The organism is Magnetospirillum fulvum MGU-K5, from assembly GCF_000442515.1.
Classification (GTDB): Bacteria; Pseudomonadota; Alphaproteobacteria; order Rhodospirillales; family Magnetospirillaceae; genus Phaeospirillum; species Phaeospirillum fulvum_B.
The window spans coordinates 1-20,310 of record NZ_AQPH01000004.1 but is presented as its reverse complement, the minus strand read 5'-3'; the positions used below and the strand labels follow the sequence as shown (position 1 = coordinate 20,310).

General features: G+C 61.8%; 19 protein-coding genes. 9 read left to right on the top strand and 10 right to left on the bottom strand.

The window, feature by feature from the left end; genetic code table 11:
• Positions 1-96 precede the first annotated feature (96 nt).
• From K678_RS01865 to K678_RS01850, 4 genes are all read right to left on the bottom strand, one after another.
• Positions 97-642, bottom strand: coding sequence for a NifU family protein (locus tag K678_RS01865; RefSeq protein ID WP_021130761.1), 546 nt, complete (start codon positions 640-642; stop codon positions 97-99).
• Positions 643-734: 92 nt separating this feature from the next.
• A complete protein-coding gene (locus tag K678_RS01860) occupies positions 735-2,513 on the bottom strand; it encodes a patatin-like phospholipase domain-containing protein (RefSeq protein ID WP_021130760.1) in 1,779 nt (592 codons plus the stop codon).
• Between the two features lie 199 nt (positions 2,514-2,712).
• On the bottom strand, positions 2,713-4,536 hold the full coding sequence (gene typA, locus K678_RS01855; RefSeq protein WP_021130759.1) for a translational GTPase TypA: 1,824 nt from the start codon (positions 4,534-4,536) through the stop codon (positions 2,713-2,715).
• Between the two features lie 51 nt (positions 4,537-4,587).
• Positions 4,588-5,607, bottom strand: coding sequence for an adenosine kinase (locus K678_RS01850; protein WP_021130758.1), 1,020 nt, complete (start codon positions 5,605-5,607; stop codon positions 4,588-4,590).
• 324 nt (positions 5,608-5,931) lie between these two features.
• Here K678_RS01850 and K678_RS01845 point away from each other — a divergent pair, with 324 nt between their 5' ends.
• The 3 genes from K678_RS01845 to hslU all read left to right on the top strand — a co-directional run bounded on the left by K678_RS01845 (position 5,932) and on the right by hslU (position 8,925).
• Positions 5,932-6,951, top strand: a complete 1,020-nt coding sequence (locus tag K678_RS01845; protein ID WP_021130757.1) for a DNA/RNA non-specific endonuclease — start codon at positions 5,932-5,934, stop codon at positions 6,949-6,951.
• Between the two features lie 109 nt (positions 6,952-7,060).
• Positions 7,061-7,609, top strand: coding sequence for an ATP-dependent protease subunit HslV (hslV, locus tag K678_RS01840; RefSeq protein WP_021130756.1), 549 nt, complete (start codon positions 7,061-7,063; stop codon positions 7,607-7,609).
• Positions 7,606-8,925, top strand: coding sequence for an ATP-dependent protease ATPase subunit HslU (gene hslU, locus K678_RS01835; protein ID WP_021130755.1), 1,320 nt, complete (start codon positions 7,606-7,608; stop codon positions 8,923-8,925). Before hslV ends, hslU begins: the two co-directional genes overlap by 4 nt.
• 337 nt (positions 8,926-9,262) lie before the next feature.
• Here the strand turns inward: hslU and K678_RS01830 are convergent, their stop codons facing one another.
• A complete protein-coding gene (locus K678_RS01830) occupies positions 9,263-9,892 on the bottom strand; it encodes a LysE family translocator (protein WP_021130754.1) in 630 nt (209 codons plus the stop codon).
• 73 nt (positions 9,893-9,965) lie between these two features.
• Entirely contained in the window at positions 9,966-10,826 is an 861-nt protein-coding gene (gene pdxY / locus K678_RS01825; RefSeq protein WP_021130753.1) for a pyridoxal kinase PdxY, read from the bottom strand.
• Positions 10,827-10,929: 103 nt separating this feature from the next.
• Between pdxY and K678_RS01820 the strand changes: the two genes are divergently transcribed.
• Together K678_RS01820 and K678_RS01815 are read left to right on the top strand one after the other, a co-directional pair.
• A complete protein-coding gene (locus K678_RS01820; protein WP_021130752.1) occupies positions 10,930-11,826 on the top strand; it encodes an HpcH/HpaI aldolase/citrate lyase family protein in 897 nt (298 codons plus the stop codon).
• Complete coding sequence (locus K678_RS01815) at positions 11,823-12,893, top strand: MaoC family dehydratase (protein ID WP_021130751.1); 1,071 nt, start codon at positions 11,823-11,825, stop codon at positions 12,891-12,893. The genes K678_RS01820 and K678_RS01815 overlap by 4 nt, the downstream gene beginning before the upstream one ends.
• A gap of 58 nt (positions 12,894-12,951) precedes the next feature.
• Here K678_RS01815 and coaE read toward each other — a convergent pair whose 3' ends face one another.
• From coaE to K678_RS01795, 4 genes are read right to left on the bottom strand one after another with little or no spacing between them, the layout of a single operon-like run.
• A complete protein-coding gene (coaE, locus tag K678_RS01810) occupies positions 12,952-13,566 on the bottom strand; it encodes a dephospho-CoA kinase (RefSeq protein WP_021130750.1) in 615 nt (204 codons plus the stop codon).
• On the bottom strand, positions 13,563-14,405 hold the full coding sequence (locus K678_RS01805) for a shikimate dehydrogenase (RefSeq protein WP_021130749.1): 843 nt from the start codon (positions 14,403-14,405) through the stop codon (positions 13,563-13,565). The genes coaE and K678_RS01805 overlap by 4 nt, the downstream gene beginning before the upstream one ends.
• Positions 14,402-14,992, bottom strand: a complete 591-nt coding sequence (locus K678_RS01800; RefSeq protein ID WP_021130748.1) for a Maf family protein — start codon at positions 14,990-14,992, stop codon at positions 14,402-14,404. Before K678_RS01800 ends, K678_RS01805 begins: the two co-directional genes overlap by 4 nt.
• Positions 14,989-15,819 carry a pyruvate, water dikinase regulatory protein gene (locus tag K678_RS01795; protein WP_021130747.1) on the bottom strand — a complete coding sequence of 277 codons (831 nt, stop codon included), beginning with the start codon at positions 15,817-15,819 and terminating at the stop codon, positions 14,989-14,991. The genes K678_RS01800 and K678_RS01795 overlap by 4 nt, the downstream gene beginning before the upstream one ends.
• A 408-nt stretch (positions 15,820-16,227) precedes the next feature.
• Here K678_RS01795 and hemE point away from each other — a divergent pair, with 408 nt between their 5' ends.
• The 4 genes from hemE (at position 16,228) to rho (ending at position 20,238) form a co-directional block, all read left to right on the top strand.
• Positions 16,228-17,268, top strand: coding sequence for a uroporphyrinogen decarboxylase (gene hemE, locus K678_RS01790; RefSeq protein ID WP_021130746.1), 1,041 nt, complete (start codon positions 16,228-16,230; stop codon positions 17,266-17,268).
• Positions 17,265-18,296, top strand: a complete 1,032-nt coding sequence (gene hemH, locus K678_RS01785) for a ferrochelatase (protein WP_081673139.1) — start codon at positions 17,265-17,267, stop codon at positions 18,294-18,296. Before hemE ends, hemH begins: the two co-directional genes overlap by 4 nt.
• Positions 18,290-18,727, top strand: coding sequence for a protoporphyrinogen oxidase HemJ (gene hemJ, locus K678_RS01780; protein WP_021130744.1), 438 nt, complete (start codon positions 18,290-18,292; stop codon positions 18,725-18,727). Before hemH ends, hemJ begins: the two co-directional genes overlap by 7 nt.
• A 254-nt stretch (positions 18,728-18,981) precedes the next feature.
• Positions 18,982-20,238 carry a transcription termination factor Rho gene (gene rho / locus K678_RS01775; RefSeq protein WP_002728900.1) on the top strand — a complete coding sequence of 419 codons (1,257 nt, stop codon included), beginning with the start codon at positions 18,982-18,984 and terminating at the stop codon, positions 20,236-20,238.
• Positions 20,239-20,310: the final 72 nt, after the last annotated feature.

Below are 20,310 nucleotides of genomic sequence, written 5' to 3'. Positions count from 1 at the left end.
TGCAACCTAACCAAACGGACGAGGGTCCCAGACGCAAAACGGGCCCCGGTCTGACAAGACCGGAGCCCGTAGAAAAACCTGGAAAAGTGGCAGAACCTAGGCGACCGCCTGCACCGCCTGAACCTCGGGGACATAATACTTAAGCATGTTCTCGATCCCGTGCTTCAGAGTGGCACTGGCACTGGGGCAACCCGAGCAGGCACCTTGCAAACGGAGATAGACGATGCCGTCGCGGAAACCACGGAAAGTGATGTCGCCGCCGTCCTGAGCCACCGCCGGACGCACCCGAGTCTCGATCAATTCCTTGATCTGAGCGACCAGGGCATCATCCTCACCCGCTTCGTCGGCATCGGCGAGACCTTCGATCACCGGCTGACCCGAGGCGAAATGCTCCATGATCGCGGCCAGAACCTGCGGCTTGATCACCTGCCACTCGGCCTCGTCGGTCTTGGCGACCGAGATGAAGTCAGCGGCCAGAAACACCCCGGCGACACCGTCGATGGCGAACAGGCGCGAGGCCAGCGGCGACGACGCGGCGGACTCGGCAGTGTCGAAATCGGCGGTTCCACTCGGCATCACGTCGGTGCCGGGCAGGAACTTCAGAGTGGAGGGATTGGGGGTCGGTTCGGTCTGGATGAACATGGCGATCCTTCGCGGTCGAGCATGAATTGTTTGTAGATGGTCCCTGACGCGCGCCAAGTCAAGCCGGGTCGGGCCGAACCGGCCACATCGGCTTAATATCGCGGCGTGATCCGCAACAGACCGGACCGCTTGGGCAACAGTTTGTATTTCGGATCGCGCAATTCCGGATCCCAGCCCTTCACCAGACTCATCAAATCATCGATCCGTTTGAAGGCCATCAGCCGGGTGGCCAAACTCGAATTCCCATAGGACGCGGGATCGTTCAGATAGTCCGCGATGAAATCGCGGAAGGTGCCGGGGGTATCCGCATCCCCCCAACTGGCCTGGGCTTCGAGCAACACTTCCTCCAGCGCGCCATAGGCACTGAGGAACCGCCGCCAACGGTGATCGTCGAAATCGAACGGGTAACGGTCCTTATCCTCGGCGGCGATGGCGATGGTGGCGGGGTCGGTCGGTGCCGTTGCGGTCATCAAATGACCGGCCCGCAACCCCAGATCCAGTAGGGTGTCGATCCGTTCGGGCGGCATGTTGAGGTTGAGCCCGCCCTCGTCATCCTTCAAATAAATGTGAGCAACCCGCTCGCGATAGCCGGGCAGAACGGTGCGAAGCTGATCCTGCCAATCCTTCGCCGCGTTGAGCAGCGCCATCGCGAAGGCCCCGACTCCGGGAATTTTGCCAATCGAAAGATCCCGTTCCGTTCCGTCACGGGCGGGCATCGGCAGATAGACCCGGCGGGTCTTCTTGTCCTCGTCGAACTCTTCGAGGCTGATGCCAAAGGTGGGACGGGTCGGGAACAACGAATCGAAAAAGTGGATCGGGAAGTTGCTCGACAGGCCGCCATCGCTGAACAACACCCGCCGCACCGGCGGAATCTCCGCCACCGCATAATCGATCCGATAGAGCGGCACCGCCGCGATCAGGAAGGGAAAACTAAGGCTCATCCGCGCCGTCACCACCACCGGCAGGTCGTCGGCAAGCGGGAAGGGGATCAGAACGTCATCACCATCGCGGCGCACCTCTTGCGCTTTGTCACGAGTGGCGGTGACCATCTGATCGACGACGCGCTTGGGGAAGATGCGGAGAAACTCACACTCTTTAAAGTAGTAATTGCGGTCGTTCATATTGGGCAGGGTATAGGGACGGCGCATGTTGAGATTGGTCGTCACCGTCCGCAGATCAATCGCCGGGCGATGCGGTTCACCGACTCGTCCTCCCGGCCCGCCAGCTTTCAGATCGCGGATCAGCAGCGGCCCTCGCTGGGTCGGGTCCAGTCCGGCAATCGTGTCGATCGCGTCGGTCAGCCAGTCGGACAGCGGCGGAAACGAGGTGTCCTCGCTGTTTTCCGCCCGCGATCCCGGGCACAATCCGTAATCGAGCTCGGGCAGGAGGTTGCGCAGCTTGACCACCAGCGCCACCAGAGCGAACAGCAATCCGAGGATCACCGCCCCGACCAGGCCAGTCAGCCACGCCCCGATTCCGCCGATCAAAATGGCGGGCAGCACTCCCACCCCCACGCCGAGGAGGGTCCAGGGCAGACCGACCCGGGCGATCCGCAGCACCATCGTTCCATACTTTTTGTCGAGCACCGCCCTGAACACGTCATACACGCCTTGGGCGCGGCGGTCGGGCTGGAACAGATCGATCAGATGGGGGCGAAGATCGGCAGTAACGCTGTCGAGCCGCTGATACCCGCCGCTGTGGCGGCCATATTCCGCCGCCGCCGTCACCACCGCGACCACCGCCCCGGCCGAGGTCCCGCCGATGCAGCGGAAGACATAAGACTCACTTAGGGTTTTGATCGCCTTGGGATAGACCAACCCCGAGGTGATCCCACCCTTCATGATGATGTCGCACTCTTTCAACGCGCTCATCCGCCCCTCCGCAACCTGTACGGAACAATATTGGGAATTATTGCGCCTTTACGGATTGGAATTCCACTGTCACACCCGCGACAGGGCCAAAGAGGGGAGATGAAACGACACAAGGGGCGAACCGCGTCGGCGGCCGCCCCTTGTCATCTTCTGTCCTGCCCGAACCGGGAATGGCCCGGTCCGGTCAAAACTTTTGGTCTTAATCGCTATTCTTCGAAGCGCGATCGGCCTTCTTCCGCTCGTTGGGATCGAGCAGACGCTTGCGCAGGCGGATCGATTTCGGCGTCACTTCAACCAGTTCGTCGTCCTCGATATAGGCGATCGCCTGCTCGAGGCTCAACCGGCGATGCGGGGTCAGCTTCACCGCTTCGTCCTTGCCGGCGGCGCGGATGTTGGTGAGCTGCTTGGCCTTCAGCGCGTTGACTTCAAGGTCGTTACCGCGGGTGTGTTCGCCGATGATCATGCCTTCATAGATGCGCACGCCACCGGGAATGAACATCGTGCCGCGATCTTCCAGGTTCCACAGCGCATAGGTCACCGCCTCGCCGGTGCCGTTCGAGATCAGCACGCCGTTGCGGCGGCCGTCGATCGGACCCTTGTAGGGGGCGTAGCCGTGGAAGACGCGGTTCATCAGGCCGGTACCACGGGTATCGGTGAGGAACTCACCGTGATAACCGATCAGGCCGCGCGACGGAGCGAGGAAGGTGACGCGGGTCTTGCCGCCGCCCGACGGACGCATCCCGGTCAGCTCGGCCTTGCGCAGGCTCATCTTTTCAACGACGACGCCGGAATATTCCTCGTCAACGTCGATGAAGACTTCTTCGATCGGCTCGAGCCGCTTGCCGTTATCGTCGGTCTGGAACAGCACGCGGGGACGGGACACGCCAAGCTCGAAGCCTTCGCGACGCATCGTCTCGATCAGCACGCCCAACTGAAGTTCGCCACGACCGGCGACTTCAAAAGCGTCCTTGCCCGGGGTCTCGCTGATCCGGATCGCGACGTTGCTTTCGGCTTCGCGATAGAGGCGGGCCCCGATCACGCGCGAGGTAACCTTGTCGCCTTCCTGACCGGCCAGCGGGCTGTCATTGACCGAGAAGATCATCGCGAGAGTCGGCGGATCGATCGGCTGAGCGTGCAGCGCTTCGGTCATTTCGGGAGCGCAGATGGTATCGGCGACGGTGCACTTGGTCATACCGGCCAGGGCGACGATGTCACCCGCCTCGGCGCTTTCGACCGGCACCCGCTCGATGCCGCGGAAAGCCAGAATCTTCGAGATACGGAACTGTTCGAGCAGATCGTTGTCGCGCGACAGCCCCTTCACCGCCATGTTCAGGCGCGCCGTGCCGGAATGAATCCGCCCGGTCAGCACGCGGCCGAGATAGGGGTCGGCTTCCAGCGTCGTCGCCAGCATCGCGAAGGGCGCGTCAAGATCGCGCTTGGGCGGCGGAACGTGACGGACGATCAGGTCGAACAGCGCCGACAGATCCTTGCGCGGGCCTTCGAGCGAATCGTCGGCCCAACCGTCGCGGCCGACCGCGAACATGGTGGGGAAATCAAGCTGATCGTCGTCGGCGTCCAGCGCCGCGAACAGATCGAAGCATTCGTCATGAACCTGATGCGGCCGGGCGTCGCCACGGTCGACCTTGTTGACGACGACGATCGGACGCAGGCCAAGGCCCAGCGCCTTGCCGGTCACGAACTTGGTCTGGGGCATCGGGCCTTCGGCGGCGTCGACCAGGACGACAACGCCATCAACCATCGACAGGATCCGTTCGACTTCACCGCCGAAATCGGCGTGGCCGGGGGTGTCGACGATGTTGATGCGGATGCCGCGCCATTCGACCGAGGTGCACTTGGCCAGGATGGTGATGCCGCGTTCTTTTTCCAGGTCGTTCGAGTCCATCACCCGTTCGGCCACGAGCTGGTTCTCGCGGAAAGTGCCCGACTGTTTCAGCATGGCGTCGACCAGAGTGGTCTTGCCGTGGTCAACGTGGGCGATAATGGCGATGTTGCGCAGTTCCATGAACGGGCCTGTGAATGAGGGGGGAAGGGTGAAGCTGCCAGCCGACGATATTTATTGACGACGTTCCGTAAGGTAACCGGCACCCAGTCGGGCCCGGGCCAGATCGGCCAGCGGCGCCACGGGACGGGCACCGAAATGCGAGATCACTTCACCGGCGGCAACACCGCCCAGCAAAGCACAGGTCGGCAGGTCGAGACCCTGGGTGAAACCGTAGAGAAAACCGGAAGCGTAAAGGTCACCGGCTCCGGTGGTGTCAACCACCGTATCAACCGGATCGGCAGCAACGACATGGGTGGTATCGGCGGTGACGACGACCGAGCCACGCGGGCCACGGGTCACGGCCGCGATTTGAACGTGACCGCGCACCTGCCGTACCGCGTCGTCAAACGAGTCGGTGCGATAAAGCGCACACAATTCCGCCTCATTTGCGAACAAAATATCAACATGGCTGGCGATCAGATTAAGGAAAGCATCGCGGTGGCGATCGACACAGAACGGATCGGACAGCGACAGCGACACCAGCCGCCCGGCCCCGTGGGCGATTTCGGCGGCGCGCAGGAAGGCGCGCTTCGCCTCGGGCGGATCGTAAAGATAGCCTTCGAGATAGGTGACGGCCGCGCCGGAAATCATCTCGGCATCAACGTCGTCGGGACCCAGTTCGACGCAGGCCCCAAGGTAGGTCAGCATCGTGCGCTGGGCGTCGGGGGTCACCAGAATTAAGCAGCGCGCTGTGGGCGATCCGCTGGTGGCATCCTTGGTATTGAATGCGATTCCGGCGCTGCGGATATCGTGGCGGAACACCTGACCAAACTGGTCGTTGTGCACCTTGCCGATATAGGCGGCGCGACCGCCCAGGGCGGCGATTCCGGCGATGGTGTTGGCGGCGGACCCGCCGGAACATTCGACTGCGGCGGGCAGGCGGGCATAAATCGCCTCGGCCTGGTCGGCGTCGATCAAGGTCATGATGCCCTTGGTCAGTCCCAGTTCGGTCAGCAGTGTTTCATCAACCTGGACAAGCACATCGACAATCGCGTTGCCGATACCGGCGACGTGGGTATGGGACTCAGCCATCGTCAAAAGGAGCCTTTCGCGCGGTTCGACCGGTATTCCAACCGGTCATGCCGCCGGGGTAACGCAGACCCGGGCGGCGACAGTGTCGGCACTCTATAACGTCGGTCCGGGCGGGAACAACGAAAAACTGCCGGACCGCGACAATCTCGCCGCTTTGAACGCATCTCCCCCGTGGGGGAAGTCCGCCGCCGACTGCTCTTTTTAGGTGCTGTTTTTATTTTAACAGCAGTCGCTTGGTTGATTACAACCTGTCAAATACCTAAATTCAGGTTTTGTAACGCCTATAGAGGCGCCCACCCGAGGCCATAACGCCTTAAAAAGATCATGCGACATTTAAATCTCTCTTTACGTGTCGTTCTGACCGTCGCGGCGCTGCTGCTTCCCGTCGTCGCTCAGGCACGGGACGGCCTGTCCTGTCGCGCTGCTGCCACCCCGCTCGATCTGCCCTATCACAGCGACGTGCCGCCGGGCTGGGAACATGACCGCTTCGGCACCGAACCGGTTGGCGAGCGTCAGATCGTCGCCGGACCGTTCGTCAGCGCCTTTCCCGGTCCCGAGGCCGAGCGCAGCGGATCGCCCTATCGCGCTGTGCCGCGCTGGGTCGCCTATGAAATGCGCGCTTTGCTCGATCAAAACGGACACCCGCGTCATCCACAGGCGGCCAAGCGGCCCACCCGCTGGTACGAATTACGCCAGACCGCGTTTTTGTGGACCGACCGCCCCGAAATCGCTTCGCCTGGACTGGATTCGTCCTATCGCGGCTTTGCCGCAATGTGGAATCGCGGCCATCTTGCCGCCCGCGCCCACGCCAACCGGATCGCCTGGCAGGAAGGCTGCAACAGCCATGTCTTCGTCAACGCCCTGCCGCAACATGCGCGGCTGAATCAGGGCGACTGGCTGGCGCTGGAGAATTATGCGGCGGCGGCGGCCAATCGCTTTGGCCGGGTGTGGACCATCGCCGGACCGGTGTTCGAGTCCGGGCGTCCGGTCAAAACGATTGGCCGACCGGGAACCGTCCCGGTGCCGATCCCGCACGCTGTGTTCAAAATCCTGGCTATCGAAACCGAGGCCGGAATCGAAGCCCGCGCCTTTCTATTTCCCCAGGCCGACGAGGGCGACGTCGCCGCCTATCGCCGTTGTGCCGGCGCCCGTCAGGATTCCTATGACTTCAGCCGTTACGCCGTCACCGTCGCCCGATTGGAAGCGCTGACCGGGCTACAATTTTTTACTCTCCTTGACGAATCCCGCCGCAACGCCATCTCTTTGTCCTCGGACACGACCCCCTGGCCGATCGCGCCCGACTTTTACGATGATCGGTGCGGAGGACGGACGGCTGAACGGTAAGCCTTTGGTTTTTCAAGGCTCCATCACCTTCAACCGCTCCCACGGGGGATTGCGCCCGGCTGCTGGCTGGGCCATCATTGCGTTTTACCCAGGAGAATCCAAAACGATCATGGCGGACTCGTCTCCTCCTTCGTGGCACGGCACCACGATCCTGTCGGTTCGCAAGGGCGGCCGGGTTGTCATCGCCGGTGACGGTCAGGTCAGCCTGGGGCCGACTATCATCAAAGCCAACGCCCGCAAGGTGCGGCGGCTCAGCGGCGATCAGATTCTGGTCGGCTTTGCCGGTGCCACCGCCGACGCCTTCACCCTGCTGGAACGACTGGAAGGCAAGCTGGAAAAATATCCGGCGCAATTGACCCGCGCCTGCGTCGAACTGGCCAAGGATTGGCGCACCGACCGTTACCTGCGCAAGCTGGAAGCGATGATCGCCGTCGCCGACAAGGATGTCTCGCTGGTTCTGACCGGCCAGGGCGACGTGCTGGAGCCCGAAGACGGGCTGATCGGCATTGGCTCGGGCGGTAATTACGCCCTGTCGGCCGCCCGCGCCCTGATCGACATCGATGGCCTCGACGCCGAAGCGATCGCCCGCAAGGCGATGACGATCGCCGCCGACATCTGTGTCTATACCAACCGCAACTTTATTGTCGAAAGTCTATGAGCTCCGCCTTCAGCCCCCGCGAGATCGTCTCCGAACTCGACCGCTATATCATCGGCCAGCACGACGCCAAGCGCGCCGTCGCCATCGCGCTGCGCAACCGCTGGCGTCGTCAGCAACTGACCGATTCGTTGCGCGAAGAAGTGCTCCCCAAGAACATCCTGATGATCGGCCCGACCGGCATCGGCAAGACCGAGATCGCCCGCCGTCTCGCCCGTCTGGCCCAGGCCCCGTTCATCAAGGTCGAAGCGACCAAATTCACCGAGGTCGGCTATGTCGGCCGCGATGTCGAACAGATCGTCCGCGATCTGGTCGAAGTCGCGATCACGATGACCCGCGAGCGCCTGCGCAAACAGGTCGTCGCCAAAGCCGAGATCGCCGCCGAGGAACGTCTGCTTGACGCCCTGGTCGGCGAGAACGCCGGTCAGGACACCCGTCAGAAATTCCGCAAGATGCTGCGCGAAGGCTCGCTGGACGACAAAGATGTCGAAATCCAATCGAGCGACGGGGCCGGCCCGATCCCGACCTTCGATATTCCCGGGATGCCGGGATCGCAGATGGGGATGGTCAACATCAACGAAATCCTGGGCAAGGCGCTGGGCAACCGCACCAAGACCCGCAAGATGCCGGTCAAGGATGCGATGGTGGTCCTCACCGCCGAGGAATCCGACAAGCTGCTCGACCAGGACCGCGTCGTCAAAGACGCAATCTGGGCGGTGGAAAATAACGGCATCGTCGTCATCGACGAAATCGACAAGATTTGCGCCCGCTCGTCCGAACATCACATCGGCGGCGATGTCAGCCGCGAAGGGGTTCAGCGCGATCTGTTGCCGCTGATCGAAGGCACCACCGTCGCGACCAAGCACGGATCGGTCAAAACCGACCATATCCTGTTCATCGCTTCGGGCGCGTTCCACCTCGCCAAGCCGTCGGACCTGCTGCCCGAGCTTCAGGGCCGCCTGCCGATCCGGGTCGAGTTAAAGCCGCTCGACCGCGACGATCTGGTCCGCATCCTCACCGAGCCGGAAGCCAGCCTGATCAAGCAGTACAAGGCCCTGCTCGCCACCGAGGATATCGAACTCGATTTCGAGCCCGACGCCATCACCGCGATCGGCGATCTGGCCGCCGAAATCAACGCGACGGTCGAAAATATCGGAGCGCGGCGGCTGCATACCGTGATGGAACGGCTGTTGGAGGAAATCAGCTTTTCCGCCCCGGATCAGCCCCCCGGCACCCGGATCACCATCACCGCCGCTTTGGTCCGCGACCGCGTCGGCGAGTTGTCAAAGCAGGCCGATCTGGCCAAGTTCATTTTGTAGCTGGGAAAAGGGGGCGCGGGCGAAGTTCCTTCGGGGGCGTTCGCCCCCGCACCCCCAATCGGGAGGCAAGCCTCCCGAACCCTCCCTCTCATTTATTCATAAGAAACGGGAGGCTCGGAGGCCCTAAGCCTCCGAACGGGTCAGGGCAGTCGCCCTGTCGCGATAGCGAAACTCGGCCAAAGAAAGCACCTCTTCGGGGGCGTTCGCCCCCGCTCCCCCAATCGGGAGGCAAGCCTCCCGAACCCTCTCTCATTTCTTCATAAGAAACGGGAGGCTCGGAGGCCCTAAGCCTCCGAACGGGTCAGGGCGGTCGCCCTGTCGCGATAGCGAAACTGGGCTACAGCAGCAGACTACCCATCGCGGCGGCACCGAAAATAATCAGCATCGCCCCCGAACCGTGATTGAACAGCTTCATCCGCACCGGCGTGACGTGGCCGCGCGCGGCGGCGGCGGCGGCGGACAGCACCAGCCACCACAGCGCCGATCCGACAAACACGCCGCCGATCAACAGCCAGGATTGCACCTGTCCTTCGGCACGGGTTGACGGTCCCAATGCCGCGAACACGCCCGCGACCCCTAAAATGGTGCCGGGATTGGTGATGGTAATGAAGAAGGTGGTGACGAAATCACGCCACTTGCCCGATTTTTCCGAATCCGGGCCGATATCGAAGCTGGCGCTGCGCCAAGTATGCAAGCCCAGCCCGATCATGAACAGGCCGCCGACCAGTTTCAGCGTCGCGGTCTGACCCTGCAACCCTTCGACCACCGCGCCGATTCCCAGCACCGCGACCGCGCCAAACAGGGTATCGGCCAACGCCGCCCCCAGCCCGGCGACGAAGGCGGCCAGCCGACCCTCTGCCAACGCCTTGCGAATACAGAGGATTCCCACCGGGCCGATTGGCGCGGCGACGGCAAAGCCGATCGCGATACCGCGCAGAAACAAGATCAGATCGACATCAAAGTCCAAGATCGAATGCCTTTGCGGTCACGCTGCGGGCGCCAGCAAAAACCAATTGGCCGCACAAGGCAACCTCCTTGGTTCAAAGCTCGAGCGCGACGGCGGCAAAGCGGCGGGGCGGGGCGATCATCGCATCCTGGGCGGCGACCAGCGCCAGTTCCTGGCGCGGCAACGCCACACTCTGTTCCAGCACCGCAAACAGACCCGACACGGCAAGATCAAGCGCCTCGGGCACGGCATAACCGGACAGAAGACGACCGAACAGCAGCGCCGCCAGCACATCGCCGGTTCCGCTCGGTTCGGGAGAGAAGGGCAGACGCGGGGTGCGGACCTGCCAGACATGCTCGGCCGTGACCGCCAGCACGGTCATGTCGCGACCGATGTCCAGTCCAGTGACCATCGCCAGCCTTGGCCCGCGCCGGTCCGGCCCGCCCAACAGTGACCGCGCCGCTGCCGCCGCCTCGGCCGCATCGGCGACCGAGCGACGGGTCAGCCAGTCCAGCTCGAACCGATTGGGAGTCACGATATCGGCCAGCGGCAGCAGGCGGTTTCGGAATGCTTCAGGCAGATCGGGATCGACATAAAGGCCGTGCGGCGCATCCCCGATCACCGGATCGCACAGATACAGCGCATCGGGTCGTTTGCTGCGGATCAGATCGGCGGCCAGAACCGCCGCTTCGACCGTTCCGGCCTCGCCCAGATAGCCGGTCAGCAACCCGTCGCACTCCGCCAGCGCGCCGACCGCCGCCAGACCTTCGATCATCGCGGTCAGATGGGCGGCGGGAAGCCGCATCCCCCGAAATCCGCCATAGCCGGGATGGTTGGAAAATTGAACGGTATCGACCGGCCACACCTCGTGCCCCAGCCGCTGCAACGGCAGCAACGCGGCGGAATTGCCGACATGCCCATAGGCGACGGCTGATTGGAGAGAAACAATCTTCATCGCTCACCCCGTATATACGACGCAATGTTGCGCCGCAACCTTGCCATCAATAGGGAGGATTGTTACGCTCCATCCCCTTGTTTAACGATCGGAGGATTTGCCCATGGCCGCCACGACCCGGCCCCGCCGTTCCGTCCTGTATATGCCGGGGTCTAACCCGCGGGCTCTCGACAAGGCGCGCACTTTGGCTGCCGACGGCCTGATCCTCGATCTTGAAGACGCGGTTGCGCCCGACGCCAAGGACGACGCCCGCCGCCAGGTGGTCGAGGCATTGAAGGCGGGCGGCTATGGTGGCCGCGAGCTTCTCGTCCGCGTTAACGGTCTGGCCACGCCCTGGGGGCAAAGCGATATCGTCGCCGCCGCGAAATCGGGAGCCGACGCGATCCTGATCCCCAAGGTCGAAAGCGCCGACATGGTCCGTCAGGTCGAAGCGGCGATGGTCGCTGCCGGGGCGCCTGCCGAGATGGCGATCTGGTGCATGATCGAAACCCCGCGCGGCGTGCTGCGTTCGGCTGAAATCGCCGATTCGTCGCCGCGTCTGGCCGGATTCGTGATGGGAACCTCGGATCTTGCCAAGGATCTGCATTGTGCCCACACCCGCGACCGCCAACCGATGCTGACCTCGCTGGGGCTCTGTCTGCTGGCGGCCCGGGCCAGCGGATTGGCCGCGCTCGACGGCGTTCATCTCGATCTCGACGATGACGAAGGGTTCGAATTTTCGTGCCGCCAGGGCCAGGAGCTCGGCTTCGACGGCAAGACCCTGATCCACCCCAAGACCATCGCCACCGCCAACCGGGTGTTCGCGCCGAGCGAAAAGGAAATCGAATGGTCGAAGGCGATTATCGCCGCGCATACCGAAGCGGTTGCCGCCGGTAAGGGCGTCGTTGTCGTCGGGGGTCGGCTGATCGAACTTCTCCATGTTGAAAATGCCCGCCGTTTGGTCGATCTGGCCGCCCGCATCGCCCGGCTGGAGTCCGACCTGAAGGATACCGCGTCATGAGCAAGACCAATCAAGGCAATTTCCTTGAGGATTTCCGCCTCGGCCAAGTGATCCGTCACGCCACCCCGCGCACTGTGACCGAGGGCGATGTCGCTCTGTACACCGCGTTGTACGGGTCGCGCTTCGCCTCGCACTCTTCGGCGAAATTCGCCGTCGCGATCGGGCTGGCCGAAAAGGGCCGGGCGCCGGTCGATGATCTGCTCGCCTTTCATATCGTGTTCGGCAAAACCGTCCCCGATATCAGCCTCAACGCCGTCGCCAATCTTGGCTATGCCGCCGGACGTTTTGGCGTTCCGGTCTTTCCCGGCGATACCCTTTCGGCGATTTCGACCGTGATCGGGATCAAGGAAAATTCGAATCGCCAGACCGGCGTCGTTTATGTCCGCACCACCGGCCTTAATCAGCGCGGCGAAACCGTGCTGGAGTACATCCGCTGGGTGATGGTGCGCAAACGCGATCCCAATGCCACACTGGCCGAAACCCTGGTGCCCGAGCTTCCCGCCGCCGTCGCCGCCGCCGATTTGATCCTGCCTGCCGAGCTTCAACTCGAACGCTACGACACGATTCTCGCCGGAAGCCCCTATCTCTGGGACGATTACGCGCCCGGCGAGCGGATCGATCACGTCGATGGCAGCACGATCGAAGAAGCCGAACACATGATGGCCACCCGGCTGTGGCAGAACACCGCCCGGGTCCATTTCAACCAATTCACCGAAGGCCAAGGCCGGTTCGGCCGCCGCCTGATCTATGGTGGCCATATCATTTCGCTGGCCCGGGCCTTGTCGTTCAATGGTCTTGGCAATGCCTTCAAGCTGGTCGCAATCAATGGCGGCCGCCATGCCAACCCGACCTTCGCCGGTGACACGATTTTCGCCTGGTCCGAAGTGTTGGAGAAAATCGAAATCGCCGGGCGCACCGATGTTGGAGCCCTGCGTCTGCGCTTGATCGCCACCCGCGACCGGCCGTGCGCTGATTTCCCGCTGTTTGCCGACAACGGGCGCGACACCGACCCGGCCGTCGTGCTCGATTTCGACTACACCGTGCTGATCCCCAGACGGAAAGGATAATTTTTGCAGGGCTCTGCCCTGCACCCGCTGGGGCCTGGAGGCCCCAGACCCCCAGAAATCAAGGGGCCGATGGCCCCTTGTGGGTTCGGGCAGAGCCCAGCGACAAACCCCGTTTCAGCAATCGCAGCGCCGGGCCACGTCCTAATCCGGTAGGAATAACGATATCGGCGCAGCGAATTTTTTCTGCTTCGGGCATCTGTCGCGCGCGAATTTGGGCCAGACGTTCGGGACTCATCCCGGGACGGGCCAAGACCCGTTGCGCCTGAAGAAAACGCGGGCAGGTGACAACGACAACAACGTCACACCGGCGCGCGCCGCCGGTTTCGAACAGAAGCGGGATATCGAGAACGACCGCAGAAACCCGGCGGCGCCGTTGGCGCCTTAGAAATTCCTGCTCGGCAGCGCGGACCAAGGGATGAACAATCGCCTCCAGCCGCTTCAGCGCCGCACGATCGCCAAACACCATCCGACCCAGACCAGCGCGATCGACGCTGCCGTTAACGACCGCGCCGGGAAAAGCGGCGTCGATCGCCGCAACCGCCTTGCCACCACGGGCAAACAAAGCGTGGACCGTCGCATCGGCATCGTGGACTGGCAGACCAAACCGGGCCAGCATCCGCGCCGCCGTGCTTTTCCCGGTACCGATCGAGCCGGTCAGGCCGATGATCTTCATGGCTCGGACAGGACAAAAGCGCGCAACGCGTCGGTCACCTCGGGCTGAGGCCCGAACCAGGCGGTAAAGCCCGGCACCGCCTGCCACAACAACATCCCCAGCCCGTCCACAACGCGATTTCCGCGCTGGCGCGCCGCCGCCAGCAGCGGGGTTTCGAGCGGAACGTAAACGATATCGGTGACGACGGCGGAACCGGGCAGGGCGGCAAGATCGAGATCAAGCGGCGGTTGTCCCGCCATGCCAAGAGAGGTGGTGTTAACCACCAATGCCGCTCCATCGAGCAAATCGGCGCGGCTGTTCCAATCGCCGACGACAATCGGACCGCCGAGATCAAGCGCCAAACGCTCGGCCCGATCGCGGCTGCGATTGACCAGACGAAGTTCGCCAACACCGGCATCGGTCAGAGCAGCAATGACGGCGCGTGCCGCGCCGCCCGCGCCGATCACCACCGCCGGGCCGTCCTGCGGCTGCCAGTCCGGCGCACCCCGCCGGACATTTTCCAGAAAGCCGAAAGCATCGGTATTGCGGCCTTCGATCGTTCTATCTTCCTTGATAATCAAGGTGTTGACCGCACCGATTCGCGCCGCCAACGGATCGATTGTATCCAGCAGCGGGATCACCGCTTCTTTATGGGGAATGGTCAGATTGACGCCGCGAAAGCCCAGCTTGGGCAGGGCGCGAACCGCCTCGGCGAGATCGTCGGGAGCGACCGCAAGGGGGAGATAGGCTCCGTCGATCCCCATCTTTTCCAGCCAATAGCCATGCAATCGGGGCGAACGCGAGTGCCCCACCGGCCAGCCGATCACACCGGCCAGCCGGGCCTTTCCCGTCAAAATCATCTCGGCAACTCTCCGTCGATCCGTAAAAATTCGAGCAGCGGCAATAACGGCAGCCCGAGAATGGTGAAAAAATCGCCCTCAATCGCGCTGAAAAGCTGGGCGCCCAACCCTTCAAGCTGATAGCCGCCAACCGAGGACAGCACCGCTTCGCCAGCCTGATCGAGATAATCGTCTAAAAATGCGTCGGAAAAATCGCGCACCGTCAGGGTCGCCGAGGCGACGTGGCACCAGCGGGTTTGACCGTCCCGTACCGCTGCCGCCGCGCTGTACAGATGATGGGTCCGTCCGCGCAAAGCCTGAAGCTGCGACCGGGCCTCAGCCCGGTCGCGCGGTTTATCGAAATCGGTTCCTTCCAGCGCCAGGGTCTGATCGGCCCCAATCACCAGCGCTCCCGGCCGCCGCGCCGAAACCTCGCCAGCCTTGAGAACGGCGAGATGTTCAGCAATCGCGGCGGGATGGGTAAACCGATCGCGCAGAATTTGCTTTGCCGGAGCTTCATCAAGCTGGGCCGGATCGATCTCCAGCGTCACTCCGGCGGCGGCCAGCATCGCCCGGCGGGCGCTGCTGGCCGAGGCGAGAACGATCATTGTTCAGACTCGCGCAGCTTGGCCAAACGCTGATCATGCAACTGAATGATCGTCGCCGAAGCTTCCTCAATCGATTTCCGGGTGACATCGACCACCGGCCAGCCCAGACGGGTGAACAGGCGGCGGGCGATCTGCACCTCTTCCTTGACCCGTTCGTACTGGGCGTAATCGGCTTCCTCGGTCTGATTGAGCAGGCGCAGCCGGGCGCGTCTGATATCGGACAGGCTTTTGGGATCCTTGGTCAGACCGACCACCAGGGGATTTTTGGCGTTTTCCAATTCGGGAGGAATCGTGACCCCCGGCACCAGCGGGTAGTTGGCACATTTCAGCCCGCGATTGGCGATATACATACTGGTCGGGGTTTTCGAGGTTCGGGATACGCCGACCAGGACAACGTCGGCTTCCTCGACCAGTTCGATCAACTGGCCGTCATCGTGGGCCAGGGTGAATTGCATCGCGTCAATGCGGCGAAAATATTCAGCATCAAGCTGATATTGCCGCCCCGGCAAAGCGTTAACGGTGGTGCCCAGAAACGCCGACAGCCCGGCCATCACCGGATCGAGCACCGAAATGCACGGAATCGAGCGGCGGCGACAGGCGTCTTCGAGCATCACCCGGACGGTTCGATCGACCAGAGTGAACAAGACGAGTCCGGGTTTTTCCTGAATTCCGGCGATAACGCGCTCGACCTGGCCCTGGGTGCGGACCAGAGACCAGTGATGCAGCACCGGATGGACGGTTTCAAACTGGACCAGACAGGCGCGCGTCACCGAAGTGATGGTTTCGCCGGTGGCATCGGAAACGAGGTGGAGATGAAAGTCGGCCATGCCAGTGGACAAGTTCCAATCATGGGGATAACCGGGGTCTGGGCGAGAGTCGCTGGATTCGCTCCCCGTTGGCTCATATTCCACGCGCCGACCGATGAGTCTGTCCAAAAGTTTTCTGCCCTTCCCCGAGAATAACGTGAATCAGCACCGCGGCCACGAGTTTTCCCCATTATCCCCAGCTTTATCCGCAAGGCCGTGGGGTGCCTTGAATCAAGCACTTGGCAACAATTGCCCTCGAAAAGCCCACGATCAGTCGCTCTGCCTCGCCGCGACCGGACAAGCCTGGGGATAATCGGGGGAGAGGGGCTAATCCCCGTCATCCACAGGCATCCTCTACTCACTGCCTTCTTTTCCTTAACTCCTAAAGAAGGTAAGAGAGGGGGGACCACTCGAACCAAGGCTGACCCCGTGTCCAACTCAACCAAACCCTTCCTCCGCGCCCTTTCCGGCGAAATCCTCACCCCTCCGCCGTTCTGGCTGATGCGTCAGGCTGGTCGGTACCTTCCGGAATATCGTGCTACCCGCACTGAGGCCGGCAGCTTCCTCGATCTGTGTTACACGCCGGATCTGGCGGTCGAGGTGACGTTGCAGCCGTTGCGGCGTTATGGCTTCGATGCTGCGATCCTGTTCAGCGACATTCTCGTTGTCCCCGATGCGCTCGGACAGAAAGTCTCCTTCAAGGAAGGCGAAGGTCCGGTCCTGCCGCCGATTCGCTCAGCAGCGGACCTTGACCGCCTCAACCTCTCGGGCTTCCACGAGCACCTCGCGCCGGTCTATGCCACGATGGCCGGTCTGTCGAAGGCGATCCCCGCCACCACGGCTCTGATCGGCTTTGCCGGGGCTCCGTGGACGGTGGCGACCTACATGGTCGAAGGCAGCGGGTCGAAGGACTTCCCGAACGCCAAGGGCATGATGTTCTCGCAGCCGGAGCTGTTCGCCCGCCTGATGGCGCTGCTGACCCAGGCCACCGGCGATTATCTGATCCGTCAGATCGACAACGGCGCCGAAGTCATCCAGATTTTCGACACCTGGGCCGGTGCTCTGCCGGAACTCGAGTTCGACAAGTGGGTGATCGCCCCGACCCGCGCTTTGGTCGAGCGGATTCGTGCCGAACGTCCCGGCGTTCCGGTGATCGGCTTCCCGCGTGGAGCCGGTGTGCTGTACAAGCGCTACGTGCTTGAGACCAAGGTCGATGGCGTTTCGATCGATTCGTCGGTTCCGCTTGATTGGGCCGCCGCCGAATTGCAGCCGCATTGCACCGTTCAGGGCAATCTCGACCCGCTGTTGCTGGTCGCGGGCGGTGAAGCCCTTGATGCCGGGATTGATCGCGTCCTGTCCAAGCTCGGCAAGGGTCGGTTCATCTTCAATCTCGGGCATGGTATCGTCCCCCCGACCCCGCCGGAAAATGTTGCCCGGCTGGCAGAACGGGTCAAAAACTGGAAGGGATGATGACCGACGCAGCGGGCAGTAGAACAGCCGTTGTGCTGTTCAACCTCGGTGGTCCTGACAGTCCCGAGGCGGTCGAGCCGTTTTTGTTCAACCTGTTCAATGACAGGGCGATCATCGACGTCCCGGCCCCTCTGCGCTGGCTGATCGCCAAGATGATTTCCAAGCGGCGGGCGCCCGCTGCGCGCGACATCTATGCCAATCTCGGTGGGCGATCTCCTTTGGTCGCCCAAACCGAAGCCCAGGCCCGCGAGCTGGAAAGCTTGCTCGGTCCTGGTTACCGTTGCTTTATCGCGATGCGGTATTGGCATCCGTTTACCAGCGAAACGGTTGAATCCGTCAAAGCCTGGAAAGCGGATCGGGTTATTCTGCTACCGCTGTACCCGCAATTCTCGATGACGACCGGCGGATCGTCGCTGAAGGAATGGCAAACCCAGGCCAAGCGGTTGCGGTTGCGGATTCCATCGCGGCTGTCCTGCTGTTATCCGACCCAGCGGCACATGGTCACGGCCTTGGCCGATCTGGTCCGGATCGGCTATGACGAAGCCAAGGAAAAGGGCACGCCACGGATCTTGTTTTCGGCGCACAGTCTGCCCAAAAAGATGATCGATAATGGCGATCCCTACCAGGCGCAGGTTGAGCAGACCACCAAGGCGGTGGCCAAAGCGATCGGTATTCCCGATCTCGATTGGGCTTTGTGCTATCAAAGCCGGGTCGGATCGATGGAATGGATCGGGCCGTCGATCCAGAGCGAACTTGAACGCGCCGGGAAAGATCACGTTCCGGTTGTCGTGGTTCCGGTCGCTTTCGTGTCAGAGCATTCAGAGACGCTGGTCGAACTCGACATCGAATATCGAAAAGAGGCCGAAACGCTGGGAATTCCGGGCTATGTCCGCGTACCGGCGCTGGGCTGTCATCCCTTTTTCATCAAAGCCCTGGCCGAAGTCGTGCGCGATCCCAAGGCCGGATCGGGCGAAGGCGGATGCAGTTCCTTGGGCCAAACCTGTTTGGGAGGGGACTGTCAATGCTGAGCGGTGAAAGCTATTTGTGGGTTAAATCCGTTCACGTCATCGCGGTTATTTCGTGGATGGCGGGAATGTTGTATCTGCCGCGTCTGTTCGTCTATCACACCCAGGTTCAGCCCGGCTCGGAAGCGTCGGAAAAGTTCAAGATCATGGAACGCCGTCTGTTGAAGGCGATCATGACTCCGGCCATGATCCTCAGTTGGGCGCTGGGTCTGTGGATCGCGATCGATTTTGAGATGTTCAGCCAGCCCTGGTTTCATGCCAAACTGGCCTTTGTCGTCCTGATGACGCTGTCGCACCTGTTCTTGATCCGCTGCAAGAATGACTTTGCCGCTGACCGCAACAAACGTCCGGAAAAGTTCTTTCGCGTTCTGAACGAAGGTCCGACCCTGCTGATGATCGCAATCGTCATTCTGGTGATCGTCAAGCCGTTCTGATCCGATGGTCCCGGACCGTCCTAACGGTTCGGGACATCCTCTTTGGTGTTAATCCCGTTTGACAGCAGACGGTGGTTTGGCTAAAGGTGAGCAAATATTCCGGGTTTCCCCTCACCCCGGCTGATTTACCGTCCCGCCCCCTTGCCGGATCGATTCTGACCGGCCTTGCTTTGGCCCGTGGCCCGAGACCGTATCCGGTCAGCGCCCGTCGGACCGATGATCCGCTCCAAGGCATATGAACGGATACCTGCTCCATGCATCTTCAGGACCTGAAAAAGAAGTCTCCCGCCGAGCTATTGGCATTTGCCGAAGAGCTTGAGGTCGAGAACGCCAGCACGCTCAGAAAGCAGGACATGATGTTCGCTATTCTGAAGCAGCTCGCCGATAACGATACCCCGATCTACGGCGACGGCGTTCTGGAGATCCTTCAGGACGGTTTTGGTTTTCTGCGCAGCCCCGAGGCGAACTATCTTCCCGGTCCCGACGACATCTATGTCAGCCCGAGTCAGATGCGCCGCTTTGGTCTGCGGACTGGCGATACGGTCGAGGGACAAATCCGCGCCCCAAAGGATGGCGAGCGCTATTTCGCCCTGCTGAAGGTCAATTCGATCAATTTCGAGCCGCCGGAAAATGTGCGGCACCGGATCAATTTCGACAATCTGACCCCGCTTTATCCCGACGAAAAGCTGCGTCTGGAAATCGACGATCCGACCAAAAAAGATCTCACCACCCGGGTGATTGATCTGGTTGCGCCGATCGGCAAGGGCCAGCGCGCGTTGATTGTCGCGCCGCCGCGAACCGGTAAGACGGTGATGTTGCAGAACATGGCCCATGCCATTTCCGCCAATCACCCTGAAGTTTATCTGATCGTTCTCTTGATCGATGAGCGCCCCGAGGAAGTGACCGACATGGCGCGCTCGGTAAAGGGCGAAGTCATCAGCTCGACCTTCGATGAACCGGCATCGCGTCACGTCCAGGTTACCGAAATGGTACTGGAAAAGGCCAAGCGTCTGGTTGAGCACAAGCGCGATGTTGTGATTCTGCTCGATTCGATTACGCGTCTTGCCCGCGCCTACAACACGGTTGTTCCCAGCTCGGGCAAGGTGCTGACCGGCGGTGTCGATGCCAACGCGCTGCAACGTCCCAAGCGCTTCTTTGGTGCCGCCCGCAATATCGAAGAAGGTGGCTCTCTGTCGATTATCGCGACGGCCCTGATCGATACCGGCTCGCGCATGGACGAAGTGATCTTCGAAGAGTTCAAGGGCACCGGCAATTCGGAAATCATTCTCGACCGTAAGCTCAGTGACAAGCGGACCTTCCCGGCGATCGACATCACCAAGTCGGGCACTCGTAAGGAAGAATTGCTGGTCGAGAAGGGTACGTTGTCGAAGATGTGGGTGCTTCGTCGCATTCTGATGCCGATGGGCGTTGTCGATGCGATGGAATTCCTCGTCGACAAGCTGAAGCATTCGAAGAACAACGCTGATTTCTTCGATGCGATGAATTCGTAAGATGGTGTGAGGATCGGGGGGAGTTTCCCCCCGATTTTTGTTTAGGATTGGAGGTCAAGGAGGCGAGCCTCC